The sequence below is a fragment of the uncultured Bradyrhizobium sp. genome, assembly GCF_936943645.1.
GTDB lineage: Bacteria > Pseudomonadota > Alphaproteobacteria > Rhizobiales > Xanthobacteraceae > Bradyrhizobium.
On sequence record NZ_CAKZJO010000007.1, the window covers coordinates 16,281 to 37,227 of the forward strand.

Sequence of the window (20,947 nt, forward strand, 5' to 3'; positions counted from 1 at the left end):
CACCTCGGAATGTCAGGCCGCCTGGGGCTGGCTGCCATGGATCGCGGAGGCGAGCCGCAGCAGAAGCACGATCGAGACGTTGCCCTTGCCGGCCTCGATCTGGGCGATATAGCGCTCGGAAATCCCGGAACGGCGGGCCAGCTCGCGGCGCGACAGGTCACAGCGCATGCGCGAGGACCGCAGGCGATCACCCAGCTCGCTCAGAAACTCGGTCTCGGAATACGGCGGCACGGCACAGCTCCCCGGCAGCACTTCGCCCGCAAAATCCATGACTTGATTCAGCATTGCTCTATCCAGGTTCGCCTTCGGGAAGCGCCATCCTACGCCGGAAAAGGCCGCCCTCATTGACGCGGATCAAATTCGCGAGCGATCGGGGGGCGGCCATGGACGGAAGCGGACGGGATGCTACACTTGGAAGTATTCTTGGAATTCTTCGAGGCGGGGCTCCTTCAGGACATGACGCGTGGTTTGAGCCGCTGGATCGCGGCTGCGATGCTGTGGGCGGCGATGGCCCCCAGAGCAGGTGCCGAGACGCTGGCCGCGACGGTCGAGCAATGGGGCCTGCTCGGCTCATGGGCGGTCGACTGCGCTGCCCGACCCGACCGCGACAAGGGCGCGCTCCTGACCTACGAGATCCGGAAGGACGGCCGGGTGATGTACCGGCGTAACTTCGGCGACGCCAAGGACGAGAACGAAGTGGTGTCGGCCACGGTCAACGCCGAGGGCCTGCTCAATGTCATGGTGTACTTCCCCTCACTGCGCCAGGCGCGCGAGTTCGGGCTGCTGCTGGTGAAGGACGGCAGCCTGCGCGCGATCTACAATCGCAGCGAGCGCGGCGAGTACACGATCAAGGACGGCAAGTACGTCGCGACGGGCGCACCGACGCCCGTACAACAGCGTTGCGATTAACCACCTGAACAGCCGTTCAGAATTCTCCTGCAATTCCTCCGGAACGTTCCTGCGAATGCGCGGTTTAAATGTGCATTCGATTGGAGGAGGACATCATGAAGAAGCTTGGTTTTGTGGTTGCGGCCCTGGGTGCGCTCGTGATCGCGGCGCCGACGCTGGCAAGCGCGGAGACGGTGGTGATCAAGCGCGGCGGCTATCACCATCATCATCACGGCCCGTACGGCGCCCGCGCCGAATTCCGCGGGCATCGTGATTACGGCTGGCATCGCGGCCACCATCGCGACCGGGTCGTCGTGATCAAGCGCAGCCATCGCCACTGGGACTAACTGAGAACGCATATGGGAATGGCCCCTCACGGGGCCGTTTTCTTTGCGCATCGTCGGCCTCGTAGGGTGGGCAAAGCGAAGCGTGCCCACGCGTCCGTGGCCGATCGGAAAGATCGTGGGCACGGCGCAAGTGCGCCTTTGCCCACCCTACGAATATTTCGCTAGCATATGGACGAAGCTAATCCCACTTCGGCCCAAAACCCGGATTGACGCAGCGGCGATCCTTCGGCAGCGCGGCGATCTTCCGGCGATCGGCATCGTCGAGCGTGATCTTCAGCGCGTCGAGATTGGCCTGCTGGCTCTCGCGGCGCGAGGCCTTCGGGATCGCCGCGACGCCGTCCTGCTCGAGCAGCCATTTCAGCGCGACTTGCGCGGCGGTCGCGTTGTGCCTCGCACCGATCTCACTGAGCACCGGATCCGAGGCGATGCGGCCCTGCGCCAGTGGACAATAGGCCACCAGCGGGATCGACTTTGCCGTGAGATAGGCCAGCACCTTCGATTGATCGAGCATGGCGTGATATTCGATCTGGTTGCAGGCGATCGGCGCCTTGACGTCCTCGACCGCGATCTTGAGCAGCGCCGTGGTGAAGTTCGCAACTCCAATCGCTCGCGTACGCCCCTCCTCCTTCAGCTTCATCAAGGTCTCGAACACCGCGCCCCAGTTCGCAGCCTTCGAGGGCCAATGCACGAGATAGAGATCGACATGGTCGAGCCGGAGCTTGTTCAGGCTGGTGTCGAAGGCCCGCCGGATCGCGTCGGGATTGAGATTCTCGTGCCAGACTTTTGTCGTCACGTGCAGCTCGGCGCGCGGCAGGCGGGACGCTGCGATGGCTGAGCCGATCGGCTCCTCATTGGCGTACATCTCGGCCGTGTCGATGTGGCGGTAGCCGATCGACAGCGCACTCTCGACCGCGGCGCGGCAAGCATCGCCCTGCATGCGGAAGGTACCGAGGCCGAGCTTGGGCATGCCGATGCCCTGTGTCTTCAGATTGTCCATGAACAGGCTCCTGACATGTTGCATCCCGCCGGTCGCGCGATGTGCCGCGGGGAACAGACTCTTCGGTGATGGAAAAGAGGTGGCGGGAACGAGCATCCTAGTGCGCCGACCGCAGCGTGGCCAATCAAGATCGGGTTAGGTGCTTACTCCATCGTCATGCCCGGGCTTGTCCCGGGCATCCACGTTCTTCGTGCCAGACGCCAAGACGTGGATGGCCGGGTCAAGCCCGGCCATGACGGCGAGAAGAGTTAACCGCTCCTCACGAGTGCTGTGCCACGACAGCCGGGCGCAGTTGCGGCTGCGGCACGATGTCGACCGACCAGAGGTCGCGATTGTCGACGTCCTTCAGGGTCACGGTCATCACGCCATCGCGGCCGTCGATGTCGACACGGCCGAAGAATTGCAGCCCGAAGCACGGCGCCAGATTCTCGCCTTGCGCGGCGCTGCAGCCGTTCTGGTACATCGCGACCGGACCAAAGGTGTTGTCGAGCTCGCCCGGCCCCCAGCTGCCGGCATGCAGCGGGCCGGAGACGAACTCCCAGAATGGCTCGAAATCCTGAAATTGCGCCCGGTTCGGGTCGTAGTAATGCGCGGCGGTGTAGTGCATGTCGGCGGTGAGCCAGACGACGTTGCGCACGCCGGCGCGCTTGATGGCGCTGAGCAGGTCGGCGATCTCGTGCTCCCGCCGGTCGGGCAGCCCGTCACCGAGCGCGACGGCGTCCAGGCTGATCAGGCCGATCGGCAGGTCGGCTGCGATCACCTTCCAGGTCGCGCGCGAGGCAGCGAGCTCGCGCTTGAGCCAGGCAAGCTGCTCGGCACCGAGGATCCAGCCGCGCTTGTCATCGCCCTTGTTCCAGCTGTCGTCGCGATAGCTGCGCATGTCGATCATGAAGACGTCCAAGAGCGGGCCATAGGCGATCTTGCGATAGACCCGGCCCTGCCGCGCGCCGATATCGCGGATCGGCATGAAGTCGAAGAAGGCGCGGCGGGCACGCGCGACCAGGCGCGGGGTGCCGTCATCCTCATGGCCGGCGTCATCGAAAGTTCCGGTCGGCGACCAGTCGTTGCTGACCTCGTGATCGTCCCATTGCGCGAACATCGGGACGTCCGCGTGGAAGGCGCGGAAATGTTCGTCGAGATGGTTGTATTTGTAGTTGCCGCGGAACTGCGCCAGCGTGTGCGCGACCTCGGCCTTCTCCTCGGTCACGAGATTGCGCCAGGTCTCGCCGTTCGGCAGCCGCTGCTCGGATGGAATCGTGCAATCGGCGTAGATGTGGTCGCCGGAATGGATGAAGAAATCCGGGCGGTTGTCGAGCATGGTGCGATAGCTGCGATAGCCGCCGCGCGCGACGTCGATGCCCCAGCCCTGCCCCGCGACATCACCCGACCACACGAAGGAAATCGACCGGCCCGCTTCCGGCGCCGTGCGGAAATGGCCGACACGGCTTTCACCGCAAAGCCCGGTCGCGATGTCGTCGAAACGGACGCGGTAGAAGATGTCCTGTCCGGGCGGCAGGTCGTCGAGCTGCAGCTTCGACGTGAAATCGGTGTCCGGCAGCGCATCGCGCGAAGCCGACGCGATGATGCTCCTGAAGCTCTCGACGGTGGAGCACTCCACCTGCATCCGTGCGGCCCGGTCCGCGCGCGCCCAGACCATTGCGGAGCCGTCGCAGATATCGCCGGACTGGATGCCGCCTGCGATCTGCGGCCGATCTGCTGCACGGCTGAGATAAGGGGTTGCGAGCGTGCCGAGCGAGGCGAGCGCAAAGCTCGAAGTCGAGCGGACCAGGAATTGCCGGCGGGTCCATGCGCTGGAAGCGCGGAGCATTGCCATTCAGGAAACCTTCGTCGAATCGCGACGGAAGGTGCCTGCGCTCCTTGACGGCTAACCTGACGGTTTCTTGACCCCAAGCCTACGGTTTTGCGACGGGGGGATGACGGGACATCGAGCGCGAATAGCGCAGCCGCGATGCAGGTGTGCCCCCTCGCCCCGCTTGCGGGGAGAGGCGAAGTACCTAATGCTTCCAGTTGCAGATGCCGCCGCTGCGGCACGGCCAGGTCTGGATGCGGGTATCCATCGCCTGCGCGTCGAGCGGGTTGCCATGACGATGCGCGAGCCTGGTGCGGGCCACCCCGCGCGGCTGCGCGGGCTTGGCATGCGCAACCTTCGGCTCGGCCACGCGAACGCGTTCGGCCGCAACCTTCTTCGGCACGTCGACCGGCTCCGCGCGTGCCTGCGCCTCATTGCCGCCGCGCGCTTCGAGCGCGATCGGCGCGAATTGCGTCTCGGGCCCGAGCCGCTTCGGCGACAGCACGGCCCTGGAGAGATCGAGACCGAGATATTCGTCTGGCTTGTAGTCGTCAGCGCGCGCGACGCTGCCCGCTGCGAGCACGAGTGCAACGGCAGCTGCGAAATGAACGCTCTTCAGGACCACGGACGCCTCCTGAAATTGATTATGAAAGGGCTATTTTATCCCTATTTAGGAGGCGTCGCGCGCAATTCCAGCGGTCAGTTCCCGGGTTGGTTAAGAAGTTTGGCGGTGTCAGGCGACCTTTCGCGTCGCCCCCGTCCCATCCAGGAACCCGATCAGGCGGTTGCGAATGATCTGTTCCGCTTCAGTCATGATCCGATCGATCAGTTCCTTGCAGGAGGGGATGTCGTGGATCAGCCCGGCGACCATGCCGCAGCTCCAAGCGCCGGCGTCCATCTGTCCCTCCAGCATGATTTTGGGATAGACGCCCGCCACCTGGTCGTGGATGTCGTCGATCTTCAACTTGTCGCCCTTCTCGCGCTCGATCTCGATGAGGCGGTCGACATTGGCGTTCCTCAGCACACGCTCGGTGTTGCGCAAGGAGCGCATGATCAGGCGGGTATCGAGCTCGGTCGCCGCGACCAGCGCGTTCTTCACGTTCTGATGGACCGGGGCTTCCTTGGTGGCGATGAAGCGCGTGCCCATGTTCATGCCGGCCGCGCCCAGCGACAGCGCCGCGACGAGGCTGCGCCCATCGGCCATGCCGCCTGAGGCGACGAACGGGATCTTCAATTCCTCCGCCGCGCGCGGCAGCAGGATCATGTTGGGGATGTCGTCCTCGCCGGGATGGCCGCCGCACTCGAAGCCGTCGACGCTGACGGCGTCGCAGCCGATGCGCTCGGCCTTCAGCGAATGGCGAACCGAGGTGCATTTGTGGATGACCTTGATGCCGGCGGCCTTCAGCGCCGGCATGTAGGCCTCCGGGCTGCGGCCCGCGGTCTCCACCGCCTTGATGCCGCCTTCGACGATGGCCGCGATGTATTCGGGATAAGGCGGCGCCGAGAAGGTCGGGAGGAAGGTGAGGTTCACGCCGAACGGCTTGTCGGTCATGTCGCGGCAACGCGCGATCTCCTTGGCGAGCAATTCCGGCGTCTTCTGCGTCAGACCCGTGATGATGCCGAGCCCGCCGGCATTGGAGACGGCGGCCGCAAGCTCGGCAAAGCCGACGAAATGCATGCCGCCCTGGATGATGGGATGCTCGATGCCGAACAGTTCGGTGATCGCAGTCTTCACTTAAATACCTCCCCGGAATTTTGCTTGGGTTCGATTCAGTCTAGCCGGACTTTTGCACGGCGGTCACCATTTCTCTCCGAACGGGCGGATCTCCATCTCGAAGGTCCAGGCGCTCTTGGGCTGCTGGTAGAGCTGCCAATAGGCATCTGCGACCGAGGCCGGCGGCATCAGGAGATCGGGGTTGTCGAGCGCGTTCGGACCGAGCGCCTCCAGGCGGCGCTGCCGTACCCATTCTGTGTCGACGCCGGAATCGATGATGAGATGGGCGACATGGATGCTCTTCGGCCCAAGCTCGCGCGCCATCGCCTGCGCCACCGCACGCAGGCCGAATTTGGCGCTGGCGAAGGCGGCAAAGCCGCTGCCGCCGCGCAGGCTGGCCGTGGCCCCGGTGAAGAAGATATTGCCGCCGCCGCGCGGCAGCATCAGCCGCGCCGCTTCCCGGCCCGCGAGGAAGCCGGAATAGCAGGCCATTTCCCAGACCTTGCGAAACACGCGCTCGGTGGTGTCAAGGATCGGGAAATTGACGTTGGCGCCGACGTTGAAGATGCAGACCTCGAGCGGTGCATGCTTGTCGGCGTCGTTGAGGAAGGAGATGACCTCCTCCTCCTTCCGCGCATCGAGCGAGCGCGCGTGGATCTCGCCGCCCGAAGCCTCGATGTCCTTGACCAGCGGTGCGAGTTTGTCGCCGTTGCGGCGGCCGGCGAACACCGAAAACCCTTCGGCTGCGAATTTCTTGGCGATCTCAGAGCCGATGAAATCGCCGGCCCCGATCACGGCGGCTGTCGCGTTTCGCTTGGGCAAGGTCGCCTCCTCCGGTCAGCGCGGTGCAACTAAGGGAAGGCTATAGTTCCAAAATAGAACTGTCAAATTTCCAGCTGTGATGCTAGCTTCCGGAGAAAATTACTTCGAACATTCAAGTCAGTTCCTTTTTCTGACTGACCAGGCGAGCCGGAGACCGACCATGAAATGGGACACGCTGGACGAAGAGCAATGCTCGCTCTCCCGCACCATTGCCGTGGTCGGCGATCGCTGGACGCTGCTGATCCTGCGCGAATGCTTCCTGCGCGTGCGACGGTTCGAGGGCTTCCAATCGTCGCTGCAGATCACGCGCCACCTGCTCTCGGAGCGGCTGAAGAAGCTGGTGCGCTCAGGCATCCTGCGCCGCGTGCCCTATTCCGAGGCGCCCAAGCGCTACGAATACATCCTCACCCAGAAGGGGCTCGATCTCTACCCGATCATCATGGCCATGGTGCACTGGGGCGATACCCACATGGGCGACGAGCGCGGCCGCCCGCTGCTGCACGAGCACAAGACCTGCGGCAAGCTGTTCGACCCCGTGATGGTGTGCTCGGAGTGCGGCGACCCGCTGCACGCCAAGCAAGTGCATGTGCATGCGGGGCCGGGACGGAAGGAAGTTGTGGGGTGAGTGGGGTCAAGTAATCGGTGTCATGCCCCGGCTTGACCGGAGCATCCACCCACTACGCTGCCGCTTCTCCGTATCCTACAACCGCCTCTGGAATACTGGATCGCCCGCCCAAGTGCGCAATTGCGCACAAGGCGGGCGATGACAGCGAATGTGCCGGATTACTCAATGCCCGCGCGCCGGGCCACCCAGCTTGATCGGCCGCAGCACGGCCGCCGTGGGGATCATCAGCACCGCAATGATCGCCAGTGTCCAGAACACGTCGATATAGGCGAGCAGATCCACCTGCTGCTGCAAAGTGCGGCCGACCCATGCGAGCGCCTGTGATGCCGCATCGCCGGCATTGGAGCCCTGCGCCTGGAAGTAGCGGGTCATCGCGTCGATGGTCTGCTGATAGCCGAGGTCCGACGGCGCGGCGTGCTCGATGAGGCGGCTCTGGTGGAATTGCTGGCGCTGCGCCAAGACCGTCTGCGCCAGCGCGACGCCCATGGATCCCCCGATGTTGCGAGCAACGTTGATCAAGGCGGAGGCCTGGTTGGTCTTGTCCGGCGGCACGCCCTCGTAGGACGCGGTCGTCACCGGCAGGAACAGGAACGGCAGGCCCAGCGCGAGGAAGACGCGCGACATCGCCGCATAGCCATAGCTGATGTCGCCGGTGAGCCCGGTGAGATGCCACATCGAGAACGCGACAATCGCAGCCCCGAACATGATGAGATATTTCGGCTGCACCGTGCTGACGAGGCGGCCGACCACGGGCATGAGCACCAAGGTCGCGATGCCGCCGGGCGATAGCGCAAGGCCGGCCAGCATCGCCGTGTAGTTCAGCTCGGTCTGAAGCAATTGCGGCAGAAGCTGCGTCGTCGAGATCAGCACGGCGCCGGTCGCGAGCATGACCAGGAAGCAGGCGGCAAACTGGCGGCGGCCGAGCAGGCGCAAGTCGACGATGGGATCTTCCCGTGTCAGCTCCCACGGAATCAGCGCAAGCAGGGAGACGGCCGCGAACCCCGTGAACAACACGATCATGTTCGATCCGAACCAGTCATTGCGCTGGCCTTCATCAAGCACGAATTCCAGCGAGCCGAGCCCGATCGCGACCAGCAGGAAGCCGACATAGTCGACACGCAGCCCCTTGCTGAGCAGCTTCTCCCTCTCCTCCTCCGCGCCGGAGGGCTCCTTCACCAGCGTCCCGACCAGGAACAGCGACAGCAGACCCATGGGGACGTTGATCAGGAATACCCAGTGCCAGGTGTAGGTGTCGGTGATCCAGCCGCCGAGCGTGGGGCCGATCACCGGCGCGACCACGACGGCGACGCCGTAGATCGCAAAGGCCTGGCCGCGCTTGTGCGGCGGAAAGGAGTCGGCAAGGATCGCCTGCTCGCTGGTGGCCATGCCGCCGCCACCGAGGCCCTGCAGGATGCGGAACAGCACCAGCGACTGCAAATTCCACGCAAAGCCGCACAGCAGCGAGGCGCATGTGAAGGTCGCGACACATATCATATAGAAGCGCTTGCGGCCGATCACGGTCGACAGCCAGCCCGAGATCGACAGCACGATGGCGTTGGCGACGAGATAGCTGGTGATGACGTAAGTGCTCTCGTCGATGCCGACCGCGAGGCTGCCTGCGATGTGGCGCAGCGCGACGTTGGCGATGGTGGTGTCGAGCACCTCCATGAAGGTCGCGATCGAGACCACGAAAGCAATCAGATAGGGATTATGACCGCCTGCCGCCGAGCGCTCCGGCGACCAGCCGGACGCGCCGCCTTGCGCGACGTCGCTCATCGCACCCTGGTCCAGGGCACGACCGACATGCCCGGGCCGACAGGCAAATCGGCCGGCCAGTTGTCGACCACGATCTTCACCGGCACGCGCTGCACCACCTTGACGTAATTGCCGGTGGCGTTCTCCGCCGGCAGCAGGCTGAACGCGGCGCCGGAGCCCGGCTGCACCGAGTCGACATGGCCGGTGAGCTTGCGGCCGGGATAGGCATCAATGCGGATCTCGACCGGCTGGCCTGGGCGCATGTCGTTAAGCTGAGTTTCCTTGTAATTGGCGACGACCCAGACCTCGTCGGGCACGAACATCATCAGGCTCTGTCCCGCCGTGACGAAGGTGCCCTTGGCGCCCGAGAGCTTGACGACGCGGCCGGACTGCGCCGCGAGGACGCTGGTGTATTGCAGATTCAATTTCGCCTGATCGAGCTGCGCCTGCGATTGCGCAAGCTGTGCCCTGGCGCCTTCGAGCTGCGCCTGCAGCGTCTTGATGCCGATTTGCGCGGCCGAGACCGCGGTCTTGGCGCGCTCGGTGTTGGCCTGCTGCGCCTGGAGATCGGAGCGGGTCTGCTGCTGGCGCTGAACGGTGCCGGCGCCCTTCTCGACCAGCTCTTCCGCGCGCTTGAATTCCTCCTGCGAGAACTGAAGCTGGGCTTGCGCCTGCTCGAGCTGGGCCTCGGCCTGCTTGATCTGCTCCTGCTGCGAAACGATCTGCGCCTCGACATTGTCGATGTTCGCCTTCGACACCGCAACCTGCGCATCGGCCTGATCGACGGCGATGCGGTAGTCGCGCTCGTCGATCTTGGCGAGAAGATCGCCGGCCTTGACGTGCTGATTGTCCGTGACCGGGATATCGGTCACGTAGCCGCCGACCTTGGAGGCCACCGAAAAGCTGCGCGCCGCGACGAAGGCATCGTCGGTGGACTCATAGTGACGCACCTCGAGCCAGTAGAGCAGACCGCCAACCAGCGCTGCGATCAGCACGACGGCGCCCAGGGTCGCAACCAGCCAATGTTGGCGGAGCCGCTCTCGCAGCGACGGCGCCGGCTTCTGCGGTTGCTCCTTGGTGTCGAGGGACGGATCGGGGTTCGATCTTGGAGCCTGCTTCGCCCGCTGCGGCTGCTCCGCGGACGGCCCACGCTCCCGTGTCTGAGCATCCACGGCCAGCAACCTTTCTCGGGATTGATCTGGCGCCAGGCCGTCTTGCATCGGTCTTTCGCGCCGCGAGCCTAACCGCCGCGCCGAAACTTGGTTCCGCCAAGCCGGAGCGTCGCCGTCATTCGTGATCGCGCGGCCAAAAAAGACGCGCGACACCATGGATGCCGCGCTCGTTTCGATAGTCCACGAGATTGCACGTGTTTCAGTGCGTCTTCGTCCGATGCCATTTCTCGAGATCGGGCTTCACCTCGTCGGATCCCTGCTCCTTCTCCGGATTGCCGTTCCAGGGCTTGTCCGTCTGCTTGTGCGAACCCCAGTCGCTCTGTTGCCGGGGATCGTCATTGGGTTGTTCCTTGCTCATGGATCCATCCTTCCCTGAAGCCTCAAGCGAAGGGGACGCCGTAATAGGCGTTGACGCCGCGCATCGCGGCATCGTCGCCCCAGTTCCAATCGCTTCGTTCGGCGTATTTCGGCGCGCCTTCCAGCGCCTTGGCGGTGATGCCGGTGACGTATCCACCGAGCTCGGTATCGTATTTCAGCGACTGCCAGGGCAACGGATAATGGTCGTTGCCGAGGCCCAGGAATCCTCCGAAGCCCAGCACCGCGTACGACACCCTGCCGCTCACCTTGTCGATCATCACCCGTTCGATCGAACCGATCCGGTTGCGATCGGCGCCGTAGACCGATGTTCCCTCGACCTTGTCGCTACCGATCAGCCGCCCCATTTCGCTGCGGCCCAGCTCGCCTTCATTCAGCATCTCGATTCTCCACTCAGCCAATGTGAATCAACGGGGTGGGTGAGCGATCGTTCCTGCATCGATGTTCGCCTGGGACGGCCAGGAACATCGCAGGGAAGGAGCCGTTCTCTGACCTTCACGCATGCAAGGGCTCCCCTGATGTCCCAGACCGTCTCCGACTTCATCGTCCAGCGTCTGCACCAATGGGGCGTGCGTCACATCTTCGGCTATCCCGGCGACGGTATCAACGGCGTGTTCGGCGCGATGAACCGGGCTCAAGGCAAGGAAGGCATGATCGGCTTCGTGCAGGCGCGGCACGAGGAGATGGCGGCGTTCATGGCGACGGCTTACGCAAAATTCTCAGGCCGGCTCGGTGTCTGCATCGCGACCTCCGGCCCCGGCGCCTCGCATCTCATCACCGGGCTTTACGATGCGCTGCTCGATCACCAGCCGGTGCTGGCCATCGTCGGTCAGCAGGCTCGCAGTGCCCTCGGCGGACACTACCAGCAGGAGCTCGACCTGCTCTCGATGTTCAAGGACGTCGCCGGGGCCTATGTCATGCAGGCCTCCTCGCCTGCACAAGTGCGGCACCTGATCGACCGTGCGGTGCGGATCGCGCTGGCGCGGCGGGTGCCCACCGTGATCATCCTGCCCAATGATTTGCAGGAGGAGCCTTACAAGAGCCCGCCCCGCGCGCACGGCACCCTGCATTCCGGCATCGGCTACAGCGCCCCCAGCATCGTGCCGCGCGAGGCCGATCTCGATCGTGCCGCCGAGGTCCTCAACGCCGGCAAGAAGGTCGCGATGCTGGTCGGCGCCGGCGCACTTGGCGCGACCGACGAGGTGATCGCGGTCGCCGATCGTCTGTCGGCCGGCTGCGCCAAGGCACTGCTCGGCAAGGCCGCACTGCCCGACGATCTGCCCTGGGTCACCGGCGCGATCGGCCTGCTCGGCACCGAGCCCAGCTACGACATGATGATGGAATGCGACACGCTGCTGATGGTCGGCTCGGCCTTTCCCTACGCCGAATTCCTGCCGAAGGAAGGCGCCGCGCGCGGCGTGCAGATCGACATCGACGCCAGCATGATGTCGATCCGCTTTCCGATGGAGGTCGGCCTCGTGGGCGACGCCGCCGAGACGCTGCGCGCATTGCTGCCGCGACTGAAATCCAGGACCGACGGCGCCTGGCGCCGGGATATTGCGGAGAATGTCGCGACATGGTGGAAGACGCTGGATGATCGCGCGCACCAGCCGGCCGCGCCGGTCAATCCGCAACTCGTGGCCTGGGAATTGTCCCCGCGCCTGCCCGACCGCGCGATCGTCACCAGCGATTCCGGCTCCTGCGCCAACTGGTTCGCACGCGACCTGAAGATCCGACGCGGCATGACTGCCTCGCTTTCCGGCGGCCTCGCTTCGATGGGCGCCGCGGTGCCCTATGCGCTGGCCGCCAAATACGCCCATCCGGATCGGCCGGTGATCGCACTCGTCGGCGACGGCGCCATGCAGATGAACAACATGGCCGAGCTGATCACCGCCGCGAAATACTGGCGATCCTGGCGCGACCCGCGCTTCGTCGTCTGCGTCTTCAACAACGAGGATCTCAACCAGGTGACCTGGGAGCAGCGCATCATCAACGGCGATCCCAAATTCGAGGCTTCGCAGCGCATCCCCAACGTCTCCTATTCGCGCTTCGCCGAGCTCATCGGCCTGCGCGGCATCTTCGTCGACAGTCCCGAGTTGCTGAGCTCGGCCTGGGAGCAGGCGCTGGGAAGCGAGATGCCCGTCGTGCTGGAAGTGAAGACCGATCCCGAAGTGCCGCCGCTGCCGCCGCACATCACGCTTCAACAGGCCAAGAACTTCTCCCTCGCGCTGATGAAGGGTGACCCGAACGAGAGCAGCGTCATCAAGGGCGCCGCGCGGCAGGTGCTCGAAACCATCTTGCCCGGAAAGGAATGAACCATGAGCGACTTCCGCGATATCCAGCATGGCGTCAACGATCCCGTCGACGGCGTCGATGTGAAGCACCATTTCAACGACAACAAGACATCTCACGAGCGCGCGCAGCGCCATGCGGACGTGCGCGCAGCGCCGTCGGCTGCGCCCGGCGAGCCGTTCCTGCCCGAGCGGCTCCGGCGCAAACCGACCGATCCGATCAATCCACGCACCGGGCGAAATCCGACGGATTAGGAACCTCGATCCCGATCCCGGGTTGACCGGCGCAAACGACCGTCAATTCAGAGGACCAGCCATGAAACGTGCCGTCATCGCCCTTGCTTGCGTGCTGCTCGCAAGCCCCGCACTCGCCCAATCGCTGGGCGAGAAGACCGGCGTCAACTCCGCGCTCGGCGTCGCACCTGCGACCGCCGACTTCGTCAAGGAGGTCGCCGTCAGCGACATGTTCGAGATCGAATCGAGCAAGCTCGCCGCGCAGAAGGGCAACGCCCAGGAGAAGAGTTTTGCCCAGCAGATGATCACCGATCACACCAAGACCAGCACCGAGCTCAAGGGGCTGGTCGGCGACGGCAAGGTGCAGGCAACGCTGCCGACGGCGCTCGACAGCTCGCACCAGAGCAAGCTCGACAAGCTGAAGAACGCCTCGGGCAAGGATTTTTCCTCGGACTACAACTCCTATCAGGTCAGCGCCCATGAGGACGCCGTGTCGCTGTTCGAACGCTACGCCAAGGGCGGCGACAATTCCGCGCTGAAGGATTGGGCCGGCAAGACGCTGCCGGCGCTCAAGCACCATCTCGACATGGCCAAGGAGCTCGGCAAGGCCCCGAGCGTCGGCCAGTCCAAGTAACTCGGTCAATGCCAACAAAGGACACCGGCCTTGCCGGTGTCCTTTTGCGTTTAGCAACGATGCCTTGCTCCGCACGTTCAGTTTGCGACATCGTGGAGATCCTCATGACGCAGCAGAGCAAGACGTCGATGACCCGCCGGAAGGTCGTTCATGCCGTCGGCGCAACGCTTGCCGCCGCATCTTTGGCATCTTCGACGGCGAAAGGAGATACGTCCATGGCCGAGCAGAACCTGATCGACCCCGTCAGCCGTTATCCGAAGCCGCCGTTCAAGAAGCAGTCGCAGCCCTGGCCGGGTCTTGCCGGCAAGATGGAGCCGCAGCCCGACCATGGCGAGACCAGCTACAAGGGCTCCGGGCGGCTTGCCGGCCGCAAGGCCCTCATCACCGGCGGCGATTCCGGCATGGGGCGCGCCGCCGCGATCGCTTATGCGCGCGAAGGCGCTGACGTCGCGATCAACTATCTGCCGGCGGAAGAACCCGACGCCCAGGAGGTGATCGCGCTGATCAAGAAGGAAGGGCGCACCGGACTTGCAATTCCCGGCGACCTCAAGGATGAAGCCTTCTGCAGCAAGCTGGTCGAGCAGGCAGTGCAAGGCCTCGGCGGCCTCGACATCATCGTCAACAACGCAGCCCGGCAGCAGACGCGCGCCTCCATCCTGGACGTGTCGTCGGAAGATTTCGACGCCACCATGAAGACCAACATCTACGCCCCGTTCTGGATCATCAAGGCGGCGCTGCGGCATCTCAAGCCCGGCTCCTGCATCATCGGCACCACCTCCGAGCAGGCCTACGATCCCTCGCCCGATCTCTACGACTATGCGCAGACCAAGGCGGCGACGATGAACTACGTGAAGTCGCTGGCCAAGCAGCTCGCCTCGAAGGGCATCCGCGTCAACGGCGTCGCGCCTGGACCGATCTGGACGCCGCTGCAGGTCTCCGGCGGAGCCACCATGGAGAAGCTGGAAAAGTTCGGCGGCATGACGCCGCTCGGCCGTCCCGGTCAACCTGTCGAGCTCGCCTCGATCTATGTGCAGCTTGCCGCCACCGACGCCAGCTATGCGACGGGTCAGGTCTACGGCGCTGCGGGCGGATCCGGGCAGCCGTAGATCCCAAGCTCGGCTTCGTACCAACGCGGCCGAGCTCAGGAACCTTCCTTCTCTCCTGGCTTTTGCAGAACTGTCATGGAGGAAAATCGTCGGCTGACCGATGGCGCTCGTAACAGTCAAACCCACCCGGATCGACAAGGCGATCTCGAGCGAGATCGCGCACCACACCAATTCGGAGTTCGAGCACGCCGCCCAGGCAATGACCTGGGGGGCCGACGAGCATGTGCTGGTCGCGCTCGCCGCGGCGGGATGGCTTTACACCCGGCTGCGGCAACCGCAGCAGCGTCCCCTCGCCGATCACGTCCTGATGATCTCGCTGGCAACGGCCGTGCTGCCGCATCTTCTGAAGTCGGTGTTCGACCAGACGCGACCGGATCGGCTGACCGTCGCCGGGCATCGGCGTGGCGTCCCCTTCTCAGGGCGGCCCGGAGACGCGTTCCCTTCCGGTCACGCCGTGCATATGGGCGCGCTCGCCTCGGCGGCCGGTCTGTTGCCGCCTGCCCGACGTCGGGCGGCGCGCTGCCTCGCGGTAGCGTTGTCGTTGACCCGCGTCGCGTTGCTGGCGCACTGGACCAGCGACGTGGTGGCAGGCTTCGCGCTCGGCGTCGTCGTTGAGCGATCGTTCCGGCCGTTCACGCTGCTGAAGCGGCGGCCAGAGCCTCCGCGGATACGACCATGACCGAATATCTCCTGCGCTTCGTGGCCGGCGGCCTGATCGTCTCAGCCTTCGCGATCCTGGGGGACATGCTGCGGCCGAAGAGCTTTGCCGGGCTGCTCGGCGCGGCGCCATCGGTCGCGCTGGCCACACTCAGCATCGCCGTCGTCCAGCATGGCCCGCGATATGTCGCCGCCGAAAGCTGGACGATGATCTATGGCGCTATCGCACTGGCCTGCTACAGCCTCGCCGTCTGCCACCTCCTGATGAGGTTTCATCTCGCGGCGCTGCCGGCCACCGTCGTCGCCTTTATCGTATGGCTCGTTGTTGCCTTCGGTCTGCTCGCGGGTTTTGGAGGCGTTGCCTGATGCCGGTCAAGCTGTCTCCCTCGGCCCTGAAACAGACGCGATGGTACGAGTATGGCGTTCGCTTCCTGCTCGGTGGACTGGCGACGGTCCTGGCGGGCATCGCGAGCACATGTTTCGGCGTCGCCGTCGGCGGGCTCTTCCTCGCGCTGCCCGCCATCTTCTGCGCCAGCGCAACGCTGATCGATAGCCACGAACGCCGCGCCAAGGAAAAGGCCGGCCTCAGCGGACGCAGACGCGGGCAGCAGGCCGCGGCACTCGATGCTGCGGGCGCCGGCCTCGGTAGCATCGGGCTCGCAGCCTTCGCGTCCGTCTTTTACGTCATGATTTCGACGACTGCGATTGGCGCGTTCGCCGCCGCCATCCTGGCATGGACGGCCGTATCGGTGTCGGCGTGGTGGCTGCGGCGTAAGCTTCGCATGACCTCTCACGCCGAGCGCCTCGGCCGGTCAGCGAGGCGCCGCAACTTCTTCCCGTAGCATCAGAAAACCGTACATCTCGGCAGCGGTGTGAAGCTGATCGATGCGCGCGAGAACTGTGTCGCGCTGGTGTCCAACCGGCAGGCCCGCCAGCTCGTGCTCGAGCCGCTGCTTTTGCTCTATGAGACGTTGTTCGAATGTGTGTGGCTCAGACCGTTTTCGCATCTTCCGTCCTCGGTGGCTGCAGCCCCGGGCTGTTGGCCCAGCGCTCGACTTGATCGATGACCTTCTGATGGCTCGGACGCACCGGCTTGGGGGCTTCCGGTTCCTCGGAAAGCTTTCGGGGCAACCTGACTTCGTCCGTCATGGCGTTTCTCCCTCTTTGGAAGAACGCGCCAGCGCGAGAGTCGTTTCAATATAACTTATTGATTTTACTGTTGATTTATACTCAATTGGCAACTTTCGCACTTCTTGTGGAACTCGCGCCGAGTTGGTTTGTTGAGTAACCTACTCAAACTACTCAATTGCGTGTTCGACCATGAACGACCTTCGCGCCGAGCGCCTTCAGGTCATGCTCTCGCCGGAAGAGTTGGCCGCCGTTGATGATTTCCGGTTCAAGCATCGTATGCCGACACGCGCCGCCGCGGTCCGCGAGCTGCTCAAGTTCGGGCTCGCCGCGGCTGGCGTCGATGCAGGCGCCGGCGTGAAGTCGAGCAGCTTCGGCGTGTTCGGCCGCGGCCCCGATGGACATACGCAAGGGGACCCCGAGAGCGGTACAGAGGACTGACCCGTACTCATCAAGCAAACGACCCCGGCACGGGAGTGCCAGGGTCGCTCTTGGAGATTGCTTCCGGCGCACCGGGGGCATGACAGCCGAAAGCAATCATTCGACTCGTCGAGAGAGGATTGGTTCCCCGAGCCTACCCTGTCGCGTCGCTTGAACCGTCAGGCATCGCACCGGAGCCTGGCGTCTTGCTGTTGTCGTTGAGCTTGGGATCGCGCGTCGCCTCACGCGACGGCGAACCCTTCTGCGGATCGGTCTTGTGCACGGACTGTGCACGCTGCTTGTCGCGCGGCTGATCCTCTGCCCGCTTGTCTTTGACGATGCCGTGGTCGGAATGGGCCATGATGTGCTTCGCCTCTCCTGATGTGTCGAAGCGGTTACGCATCACGGCGGCGAATGTTCCGAAGCGGCGCTAGCTGTGCGCCGCGTGGATCGTGGCCGTAGTGTTCTCCAGATGTACCTGACGCACCGTCGTCACTGTCGCAAACGCGACCGAGACACCAAAGGCGAGAACGAGTGAAAGAAGAGCCAGACGTGGAGCCATCGCAAAACCTCCTTCTGGAATCGAAAACCTGGGCGATCGACTGTTCCCCGATCATGCTGGATGGGTCGCTTGCGTACCGTGAGCCGTCTCACACGCGAATATACAAACGGGAGAGCCCTCACGCATCCCGCGGTCGCGGGAAACGTCCCGCGAGGGGCGGGATTTCGCCGTCGAGCCAATCCTGTTCATAAGCGAGCGCAGTCCAGGCGTCCGCCATGCGCGAATAGCGCTTGTGGGCAGGCTGCCCGTCGGCTCGCTCGGCGAGCTGAAGACAATTGTCGGCGTTGTCTCTGAAGATGTCAGACTGTTTCATCCGGAAGACGTGGGGATGGAACTGTGGCCTCGCAACCCGATTGCTGGATCGTAATGTTCCACGGAACTCCTCTCCCCCTCCGCGATTGGTAGCGATGAGAATTCTCGTCGCCATCATCCTGGCATTCGTCAGCACCGCAGCGCTTGCCGACAGCACGGGTGACCGAAAGCTTGTCGATCGCCCGCCGAGCGCCACCGACGTCATCAGCGGCCTCTACAATTTCAGCCGCTTCCAGCAGGGCCTGCTGGAGAGCACCGATCTGAAGGGCAATGCCGAGGTCAAGAACCTCGCCGCCTTGCGCGCGGAAGAGGCGGCCAAGCGCGACAAGGCGCTGAGGCAGATCCAGGAGGCGATCGGCACAGAACCTCATGCCGGCAAGACGACCTCGGTCGGCGCGAGCCTGGTCGAGCCCGAAGTATCGGACGGACCGACATTCGTCCGGAGCTTCTATGCCTCGCAGATCCCCGAATATGACGCGGCCATCGACCTGCTTGAACGCTATCTGAAGGCCCCCGACAACACCGCGCTGGCGGCGTTCGCGCGCGAGCAGCTCCCGATGCTACGCGCGCAGGTCAAGGATGCCGAGCGCACCATGGCGGACAAGTAGCGCCTTCACTTGTCGTTCGGATGATGTTGCTGGCTCTCCGGCCGCACGGCGCGGTTGCTCTCCGGCATCCTATCCCGGCCCGCATCGCCATTGTCATCCTTGCCGCCCGACGACGAGGTGCCGCTTCCGCTCGGGTTCGAGCGGGTCGCCGCGCCCGTGGTCGACGGAGCCGCCTGCGGGCTGGCGGAGCTGGCGGCGGGATCGCCGGTCGCCGCGCCACGGCCGCTAGGGGCACCGTTCTGCGCCAGCGCCGCCCCGGCAGACAGCACAATGATCATCGCGGCAAGTCCTGTTCGCATATCCATTCTCCATCTTTGCAGGCTAACCGCGGGCCTCCGCGCTCCGTTCCGAAGGATGCAGCGAAACAGGACGGCGGGCGCGCGGCCCCACCTTCTTTTTCGGGAACCGCCTGGAACCAATTCAGGAGATTGCAGTTATTAACGTCGGGCTGAGCAAGGCAGGTTCCATTTCCTCGCGTCGTAACCTCGGCGCTTGATTTCGAATTTGGCTGACGCTCTATTTTGACCAATTGCGTCTTGCCTAGGATTCGGCCGACGCCTGCGGGGGAATTAGTATGAGCGACCTCGATCCCGGAGCTGCATCACGGTCCGGTCGTCGCGTCCCAAAGCCAAGAACCAACGGCCTGCCCGATCCGGATTCCCGGGCCGAATTGCTGCTCGCCCTGCAAGCGATGCGCAGCGGCGATTTCTCGGTACGCATGGGCGGCGACTATCTCGGCATCGACGGCAAGATCGCCGACACTTTGAATGAAATCATCGCCGCCAACCAGCGCATGGCGCAGCAGCTCGAGCTGGTCGGCCAGGTCGTGGGCCGCGAAGGCAAGACCCGGCAGCGCGTCAAGTTCGGCCTCGCCTCCGGTTCCTGGGCCGACATGGAAGGCTCCGTCAACACGCTGATCGACGATTTGTTGTGGCCGACGCGCGAGGTGACGCGCGCCGTCGCCGCCGTCGCCCAAGGCGACCTGCTCCAGACCGTCAAGCTCGACGTCGAAGGTCGCCCGCTGCGGGGCGAATTCCTGCAGTCGGCCAACATCGTCAACACCATGATCAAGCAGCTCGGCGTGTTCACCTCCGAGGTGACGCGCGTGGCGCGCGAGGTCGGCACCGAAGGCAAGCTCGGCGGCCAGGCCCAGGTGCCGGAGGTGACCGGCGTCTGGAAGGACCTCACCGAGAGCGTCAACTCGATGGCGAACAACCTGACCAACCAGGTTCGCAACATCGCCGAGGTGACGATCGCGGTTGCCAACGGCGACCTCTCCAAGAAGATCACGGTCGACGTCCGCGGCGAGATCCTTCAGCTCAAGGAAGCCATCAACACGATGGTGGACCAGCTCCGCTCCTTCGCCTCCGAAGTGACGCGCGTGGCGCGCGAGGTCGGCACCGACGGCAAGCTCGGCGGCCAGGCGATCGTGCCCGGCGTCGCCGGCACCTGGAAGGACCTGACGGACTCCGTGAACGCGATGTGCGGCAACCTGACCGCACAGGTGCGCAACATCGCCAACGTGACGACCGCCGTGGCGCGCGGCGACCTCTCGCGCAAGATCACGGTCGACGTGCGTGGCGAAATCCTGGAGCTGAAGGACACCATCAACACCATGGTGGACCAGCTCAATTCGTTCGCTTCGGAAGTGACGCGCGTGGCGCGCGAGGTCGGTACCGAAGGCAAGCTCGGCGGTCAGGCGCAAGTGCCCGGCGTCGCCGGCACCTGGAAGGACCTCACCGACAACGTCAACTTCATGGCGTCGAACCTGACCGCACAGGTCCGCAACATCGCCGACGTCGCTACCGCCATCGCCGGCGGCGACCTCTCCAAGAAGATCACCGTGAACGTCTCGGGCGAGATCCTTCAGCTGAAGGAGACGCTCAACACCATGGTCGACCAGCTCAACGCCTTCGCCGGCGAAGTCACGCGCGTGGCGCGCGAGGTCGGTACCGAGGGGCGGCTCGGCGGCCAGGCCAACGTGCTCGGCGTCGCCGGCACCTGGAAGGATCTGACGGAAAGCGTCAACTCGATGGCGTCGAACCTGACCGCACAGGTTCGCAACATCGCCGAGGTGACGACGGCGGTTGCCGGCGGCGACCTCTCGAAGAAAATCACCGTGGACGTACGCGGCGAGATCCTCGAGCTGAAGGACACCATCAACACCATGGTGGACCAGCTCAACGCCTTCGCCGGCGAGGTCACGCGCGTCGCGCGCGAGGTCGGCACCGAAGGCAAGCTCGGTGGCCAGGCCCAGGTGCGTGGCGTCGCCGGCACCTGGAAGGATCTCACCGACAGCGTCAACTCGATGGCCTCGAACCTGACCGGCCAGGTCCGTAACATCGCCGAGGTCGCGACCGCCGTCGCCAAGGGCGATTTGTCGAAGAAGATCACCGTGAACGTGTCGGGCGAAATCCTTCAGCTGAAGGAAACCCTCAACACCATGGTGGACCAGCTCAACGCCTTCGCCGGCGAGGTCACGCGCGTCGC

At 64.4% G+C, this 20,947-nt stretch carries 27 protein-coding genes; 13 read left to right on the forward strand and 14 right to left on the reverse strand.

Annotated elements, in window-relative coordinates:
• Window positions 1–12 precede the first annotated feature (12 nt).
• Window positions 13–285 carry a helix-turn-helix domain-containing protein gene (locus Q0743_RS00780; RefSeq protein ID WP_174719210.1) on the reverse strand — a complete coding sequence of 91 codons (273 nt, stop codon included), beginning with the start codon at window positions 283–285 and terminating at the stop codon, window positions 13–15.
• Between the two features lie 171 nt (window positions 286–456).
• On the opposite strand from Q0743_RS00780, the gene Q0743_RS00785 reads away from it, so the two are divergent.
• Together Q0743_RS00785 and Q0743_RS00790 are read left to right on the forward strand one after the other, a co-directional pair.
• Window positions 457–909: a hypothetical protein gene (locus Q0743_RS00785; protein WP_298239718.1), complete on the forward strand. Its 453-nt coding sequence runs from the start codon at window positions 457–459 to the stop codon at window positions 907–909.
• A 95-nt stretch (window positions 910–1,004) separates the two neighbouring features.
• A complete protein-coding gene (locus tag Q0743_RS00790) occupies window positions 1,005–1,235 on the forward strand; it encodes a hypothetical protein (protein WP_298239695.1) in 231 nt (76 codons plus the stop codon).
• A 178-nt stretch (window positions 1,236–1,413) separates the two neighbouring features.
• Here Q0743_RS00790 and Q0743_RS00795 read toward each other — a convergent pair whose 3' ends face one another.
• From Q0743_RS00795 to Q0743_RS00815, 5 genes are all read right to left on the reverse strand, one after another.
• On the reverse strand, window positions 1,414–2,232 hold the full coding sequence (locus tag Q0743_RS00795; protein WP_298239696.1) for an aldo/keto reductase: 819 nt from the start codon (window positions 2,230–2,232) through the stop codon (window positions 1,414–1,416).
• A gap of 259 nt (window positions 2,233–2,491) precedes the next feature.
• Window positions 2,492–4,066 carry an alkaline phosphatase D family protein gene (locus Q0743_RS00800; RefSeq protein ID WP_298239697.1) on the reverse strand — a complete coding sequence of 525 codons (1,575 nt, stop codon included), beginning with the start codon at window positions 4,064–4,066 and terminating at the stop codon, window positions 2,492–2,494.
• A gap of 181 nt (window positions 4,067–4,247) precedes the next feature.
• Window positions 4,248–4,667 (reverse strand): hypothetical protein, encoded by a 420-nt coding sequence (locus Q0743_RS00805; protein ID WP_298239698.1) that lies wholly within the window; start codon window positions 4,665–4,667, stop codon window positions 4,248–4,250.
• Window positions 4,668–4,775: 108 nt separating this feature from the next.
• Window positions 4,776–5,777, reverse strand: a complete 1,002-nt coding sequence (locus Q0743_RS00810) for a nitronate monooxygenase family protein (protein ID WP_298239699.1) — start codon at window positions 5,775–5,777, stop codon at window positions 4,776–4,778.
• A gap of 63 nt (window positions 5,778–5,840) precedes the next feature.
• On the reverse strand, window positions 5,841–6,578 hold the full coding sequence (locus Q0743_RS00815) for an SDR family oxidoreductase (protein WP_298239700.1): 738 nt from the start codon (window positions 6,576–6,578) through the stop codon (window positions 5,841–5,843).
• Between the two features lie 160 nt (window positions 6,579–6,738).
• Here Q0743_RS00815 and Q0743_RS00820 point away from each other — a divergent pair, with 160 nt between their 5' ends.
• Window positions 6,739–7,203: a helix-turn-helix domain-containing protein gene (locus Q0743_RS00820; RefSeq protein WP_298239701.1), complete on the forward strand. Its 465-nt coding sequence runs from the start codon at window positions 6,739–6,741 to the stop codon at window positions 7,201–7,203.
• 162 nt (window positions 7,204–7,365) lie between these two features.
• Here the strand turns inward: Q0743_RS00820 and Q0743_RS00825 are convergent, their stop codons facing one another.
• From Q0743_RS00825 to Q0743_RS00840, 4 genes are all read right to left on the reverse strand, one after another.
• Complete coding sequence (locus Q0743_RS00825) at window positions 7,366–8,979, reverse strand: DHA2 family efflux MFS transporter permease subunit (protein WP_298239702.1); 1,614 nt, start codon at window positions 8,977–8,979, stop codon at window positions 7,366–7,368.
• A complete protein-coding gene (locus Q0743_RS00830) occupies window positions 8,976–10,130 on the reverse strand; it encodes an HlyD family secretion protein (RefSeq protein WP_298239703.1) in 1,155 nt (384 codons plus the stop codon). Before Q0743_RS00830 ends, Q0743_RS00825 begins: the two co-directional genes overlap by 4 nt.
• 199 nt (window positions 10,131–10,329) lie before the next feature.
• Complete coding sequence (locus tag Q0743_RS00835; RefSeq protein ID WP_298239704.1) at window positions 10,330–10,488, reverse strand: hypothetical protein; 159 nt, start codon at window positions 10,486–10,488, stop codon at window positions 10,330–10,332.
• Window positions 10,489–10,510: 22 nt separating this feature from the next.
• Window positions 10,511–10,885, reverse strand: coding sequence for a PRC-barrel domain-containing protein (locus Q0743_RS00840; protein ID WP_298239705.1), 375 nt, complete (start codon window positions 10,883–10,885; stop codon window positions 10,511–10,513).
• Window positions 10,886–11,023: 138 nt separating this feature from the next.
• Here Q0743_RS00840 and Q0743_RS00845 point away from each other — a divergent pair, with 138 nt between their 5' ends.
• The 7 genes from Q0743_RS00845 to Q0743_RS00875 all read left to right on the forward strand — a co-directional run bounded on the left by Q0743_RS00845 (window position 11,024) and on the right by Q0743_RS00875 (window position 16,269).
• The gene (locus Q0743_RS00845) at window positions 11,024–12,820 is read left to right on the forward strand and encodes a thiamine pyrophosphate-requiring protein (RefSeq protein WP_298239706.1); all 1,797 of its coding nucleotides are present in this window, start codon (window positions 11,024–11,026) and stop codon (window positions 12,818–12,820) included.
• Window positions 12,821–12,823: 3 nt separating this feature from the next.
• Window positions 12,824–13,051: a hypothetical protein gene (locus Q0743_RS00850; RefSeq protein ID WP_298239707.1), complete on the forward strand. Its 228-nt coding sequence runs from the start codon at window positions 12,824–12,826 to the stop codon at window positions 13,049–13,051.
• A gap of 61 nt (window positions 13,052–13,112) precedes the next feature.
• Window positions 13,113–13,664, forward strand: coding sequence for a DUF4142 domain-containing protein (locus Q0743_RS00855; RefSeq protein ID WP_298239708.1), 552 nt, complete (start codon window positions 13,113–13,115; stop codon window positions 13,662–13,664).
• Window positions 13,665–13,879: 215 nt separating this feature from the next.
• The gene (locus tag Q0743_RS00860) at window positions 13,880–14,770 is read left to right on the forward strand and encodes an SDR family oxidoreductase (RefSeq protein WP_298239719.1); all 891 of its coding nucleotides are present in this window, start codon (window positions 13,880–13,882) and stop codon (window positions 14,768–14,770) included.
• Window positions 14,771–14,870: 100 nt separating this feature from the next.
• A complete protein-coding gene (locus tag Q0743_RS00865; RefSeq protein ID WP_298239709.1) occupies window positions 14,871–15,449 on the forward strand; it encodes a phosphatase PAP2 family protein in 579 nt (192 codons plus the stop codon).
• Window positions 15,446–15,793 carry a DUF3147 family protein gene (locus Q0743_RS00870; protein WP_298239710.1) on the forward strand — a complete coding sequence of 116 codons (348 nt, stop codon included), beginning with the start codon at window positions 15,446–15,448 and terminating at the stop codon, window positions 15,791–15,793. Before Q0743_RS00865 ends, Q0743_RS00870 begins: the two co-directional genes overlap by 4 nt.
• Window positions 15,793–16,269 carry a hypothetical protein gene (locus Q0743_RS00875; protein ID WP_298239711.1) on the forward strand — a complete coding sequence of 159 codons (477 nt, stop codon included), beginning with the start codon at window positions 15,793–15,795 and terminating at the stop codon, window positions 16,267–16,269. The genes Q0743_RS00870 and Q0743_RS00875 overlap by 1 nt, the downstream gene beginning before the upstream one ends.
• Window positions 16,270–16,417: 148 nt before the next feature.
• On the opposite strand, the gene Q0743_RS00880 is transcribed toward Q0743_RS00875, so the two are convergent.
• A complete protein-coding gene (locus Q0743_RS00880; RefSeq protein ID WP_298239712.1) occupies window positions 16,418–16,576 on the reverse strand; it encodes a hypothetical protein in 159 nt (52 codons plus the stop codon).
• 171 nt (window positions 16,577–16,747) lie between these two features.
• Between Q0743_RS00880 and Q0743_RS00885 the strand changes: the two genes are divergently transcribed.
• Entirely contained in the window at window positions 16,748–16,996 is a 249-nt protein-coding gene (locus tag Q0743_RS00885) for a hypothetical protein (RefSeq protein WP_298239713.1), read from the forward strand.
• Window positions 16,997–17,129: 133 nt separating this feature from the next.
• On the opposite strand, the gene Q0743_RS00890 is transcribed toward Q0743_RS00885, so the two are convergent.
• Together Q0743_RS00890 and Q0743_RS00895 are read right to left on the reverse strand one after the other, a co-directional pair.
• Window positions 17,130–17,336, reverse strand: a complete 207-nt coding sequence (locus Q0743_RS00890; protein ID WP_298239720.1) for a hypothetical protein — start codon at window positions 17,334–17,336, stop codon at window positions 17,130–17,132.
• A 319-nt stretch (window positions 17,337–17,655) separates the two neighbouring features.
• On the reverse strand, window positions 17,656–17,850 hold the full coding sequence (locus Q0743_RS00895) for a hypothetical protein (RefSeq protein WP_298239714.1): 195 nt from the start codon (window positions 17,848–17,850) through the stop codon (window positions 17,656–17,658).
• 94 nt (window positions 17,851–17,944) lie between these two features.
• On the opposite strand from Q0743_RS00895, the gene Q0743_RS00900 reads away from it, so the two are divergent.
• Window positions 17,945–18,457, forward strand: coding sequence for a DUF4142 domain-containing protein (locus Q0743_RS00900; RefSeq protein ID WP_298239715.1), 513 nt, complete (start codon window positions 17,945–17,947; stop codon window positions 18,455–18,457).
• 5 nt (window positions 18,458–18,462) lie between these two features.
• Here Q0743_RS00900 and Q0743_RS00905 read toward each other — a convergent pair whose 3' ends face one another.
• Window positions 18,463–18,756: a hypothetical protein gene (locus Q0743_RS00905; protein WP_298239716.1), complete on the reverse strand. Its 294-nt coding sequence runs from the start codon at window positions 18,754–18,756 to the stop codon at window positions 18,463–18,465.
• A 275-nt stretch (window positions 18,757–19,031) separates the two neighbouring features.
• Here Q0743_RS00905 and Q0743_RS00910 point away from each other — a divergent pair.
• Window positions 19,032–20,947, forward strand: a 1,916-nt coding sequence (locus tag Q0743_RS00910; protein ID WP_298239717.1) for a HAMP domain-containing protein, incomplete at its 3' end; no start/stop codon positions are given.

Excerpts from the sequence above, each read along its gene's own strand:
- Q0743_RS00800 (WP_298239697.1), bottom strand. The coding sequence starts at position 4,066 with ATGGCAATGCTCCGCGCTTCCAGCGCATGGACCCGCCGGCAATTCCTG.
- Q0743_RS00875 (WP_298239711.1), top strand. The coding sequence starts at position 15,793 with ATGCCGGTCAAGCTGTCTCCCTCGGCCCTGAAACAGACGCGATGGTAC.
- Q0743_RS00895 (WP_298239714.1), bottom strand. The coding sequence starts at position 17,850 with ATGAAACAGTCTGACATCTTCAGAGACAACGCCGACAATTGTCTTCAG.
- Q0743_RS00825 (WP_298239702.1), bottom strand. The coding sequence starts at position 8,979 with ATGAGCGACGTCGCGCAAGGCGGCGCGTCCGGCTGGTCGCCGGAGCGC.
- Q0743_RS00840 (WP_298239705.1), bottom strand. The coding sequence starts at position 10,885 with ATGCTGAATGAAGGCGAGCTGGGCCGCAGCGAAATGGGGCGGCTGATC.
- Q0743_RS00835 (WP_298239704.1), bottom strand. The coding sequence starts at position 10,488 with ATGAGCAAGGAACAACCCAATGACGATCCCCGGCAACAGAGCGACTGG.
- Q0743_RS00785 (WP_298239718.1), top strand. The coding sequence starts at position 457 with ATGACGCGTGGTTTGAGCCGCTGGATCGCGGCTGCGATGCTGTGGGCG.
- Q0743_RS00890 (WP_298239720.1), bottom strand. The coding sequence starts at position 17,336 with ATGGCCCATTCCGACCACGGCATCGTCAAAGACAAGCGGGCAGAGGAT.
- Q0743_RS00870 (WP_298239710.1), top strand. The coding sequence starts at position 15,446 with ATGACCGAATATCTCCTGCGCTTCGTGGCCGGCGGCCTGATCGTCTCA.
- Q0743_RS00900 (WP_298239715.1), top strand. The coding sequence starts at position 17,945 with ATGAGAATTCTCGTCGCCATCATCCTGGCATTCGTCAGCACCGCAGCG.
- Q0743_RS00860 (WP_298239719.1), top strand. The coding sequence starts at position 13,880 with ATGGCCGAGCAGAACCTGATCGACCCCGTCAGCCGTTATCCGAAGCCG.
- Q0743_RS00865 (WP_298239709.1), top strand. The coding sequence starts at position 14,871 with ATGGCGCTCGTAACAGTCAAACCCACCCGGATCGACAAGGCGATCTCG.
- Q0743_RS00880 (WP_298239712.1), bottom strand. The coding sequence starts at position 16,576 with ATGACGGACGAAGTCAGGTTGCCCCGAAAGCTTTCCGAGGAACCGGAA.
- Q0743_RS00850 (WP_298239707.1), top strand. The coding sequence starts at position 12,824 with ATGAGCGACTTCCGCGATATCCAGCATGGCGTCAACGATCCCGTCGAC.
- Q0743_RS00885 (WP_298239713.1), top strand. The coding sequence starts at position 16,748 with ATGAACGACCTTCGCGCCGAGCGCCTTCAGGTCATGCTCTCGCCGGAA.
- Q0743_RS00855 (WP_298239708.1), top strand. The coding sequence starts at position 13,113 with ATGAAACGTGCCGTCATCGCCCTTGCTTGCGTGCTGCTCGCAAGCCCC.
- Q0743_RS00905 (WP_298239716.1), bottom strand. The coding sequence starts at position 18,756 with ATGCGAACAGGACTTGCCGCGATGATCATTGTGCTGTCTGCCGGGGCG.
- Q0743_RS00795 (WP_298239696.1), bottom strand. The coding sequence starts at position 2,232 with ATGGACAATCTGAAGACACAGGGCATCGGCATGCCCAAGCTCGGCCTC.
- Q0743_RS00845 (WP_298239706.1), top strand. The coding sequence starts at position 11,024 with ATGTCCCAGACCGTCTCCGACTTCATCGTCCAGCGTCTGCACCAATGG.
- Q0743_RS00820 (WP_298239701.1), top strand. The coding sequence starts at position 6,739 with ATGAAATGGGACACGCTGGACGAAGAGCAATGCTCGCTCTCCCGCACC.
- Q0743_RS00780 (WP_174719210.1), bottom strand. The coding sequence starts at position 285 with ATGCTGAATCAAGTCATGGATTTTGCGGGCGAAGTGCTGCCGGGGAGC.
- Q0743_RS00790 (WP_298239695.1), top strand. The coding sequence starts at position 1,005 with ATGAAGAAGCTTGGTTTTGTGGTTGCGGCCCTGGGTGCGCTCGTGATC.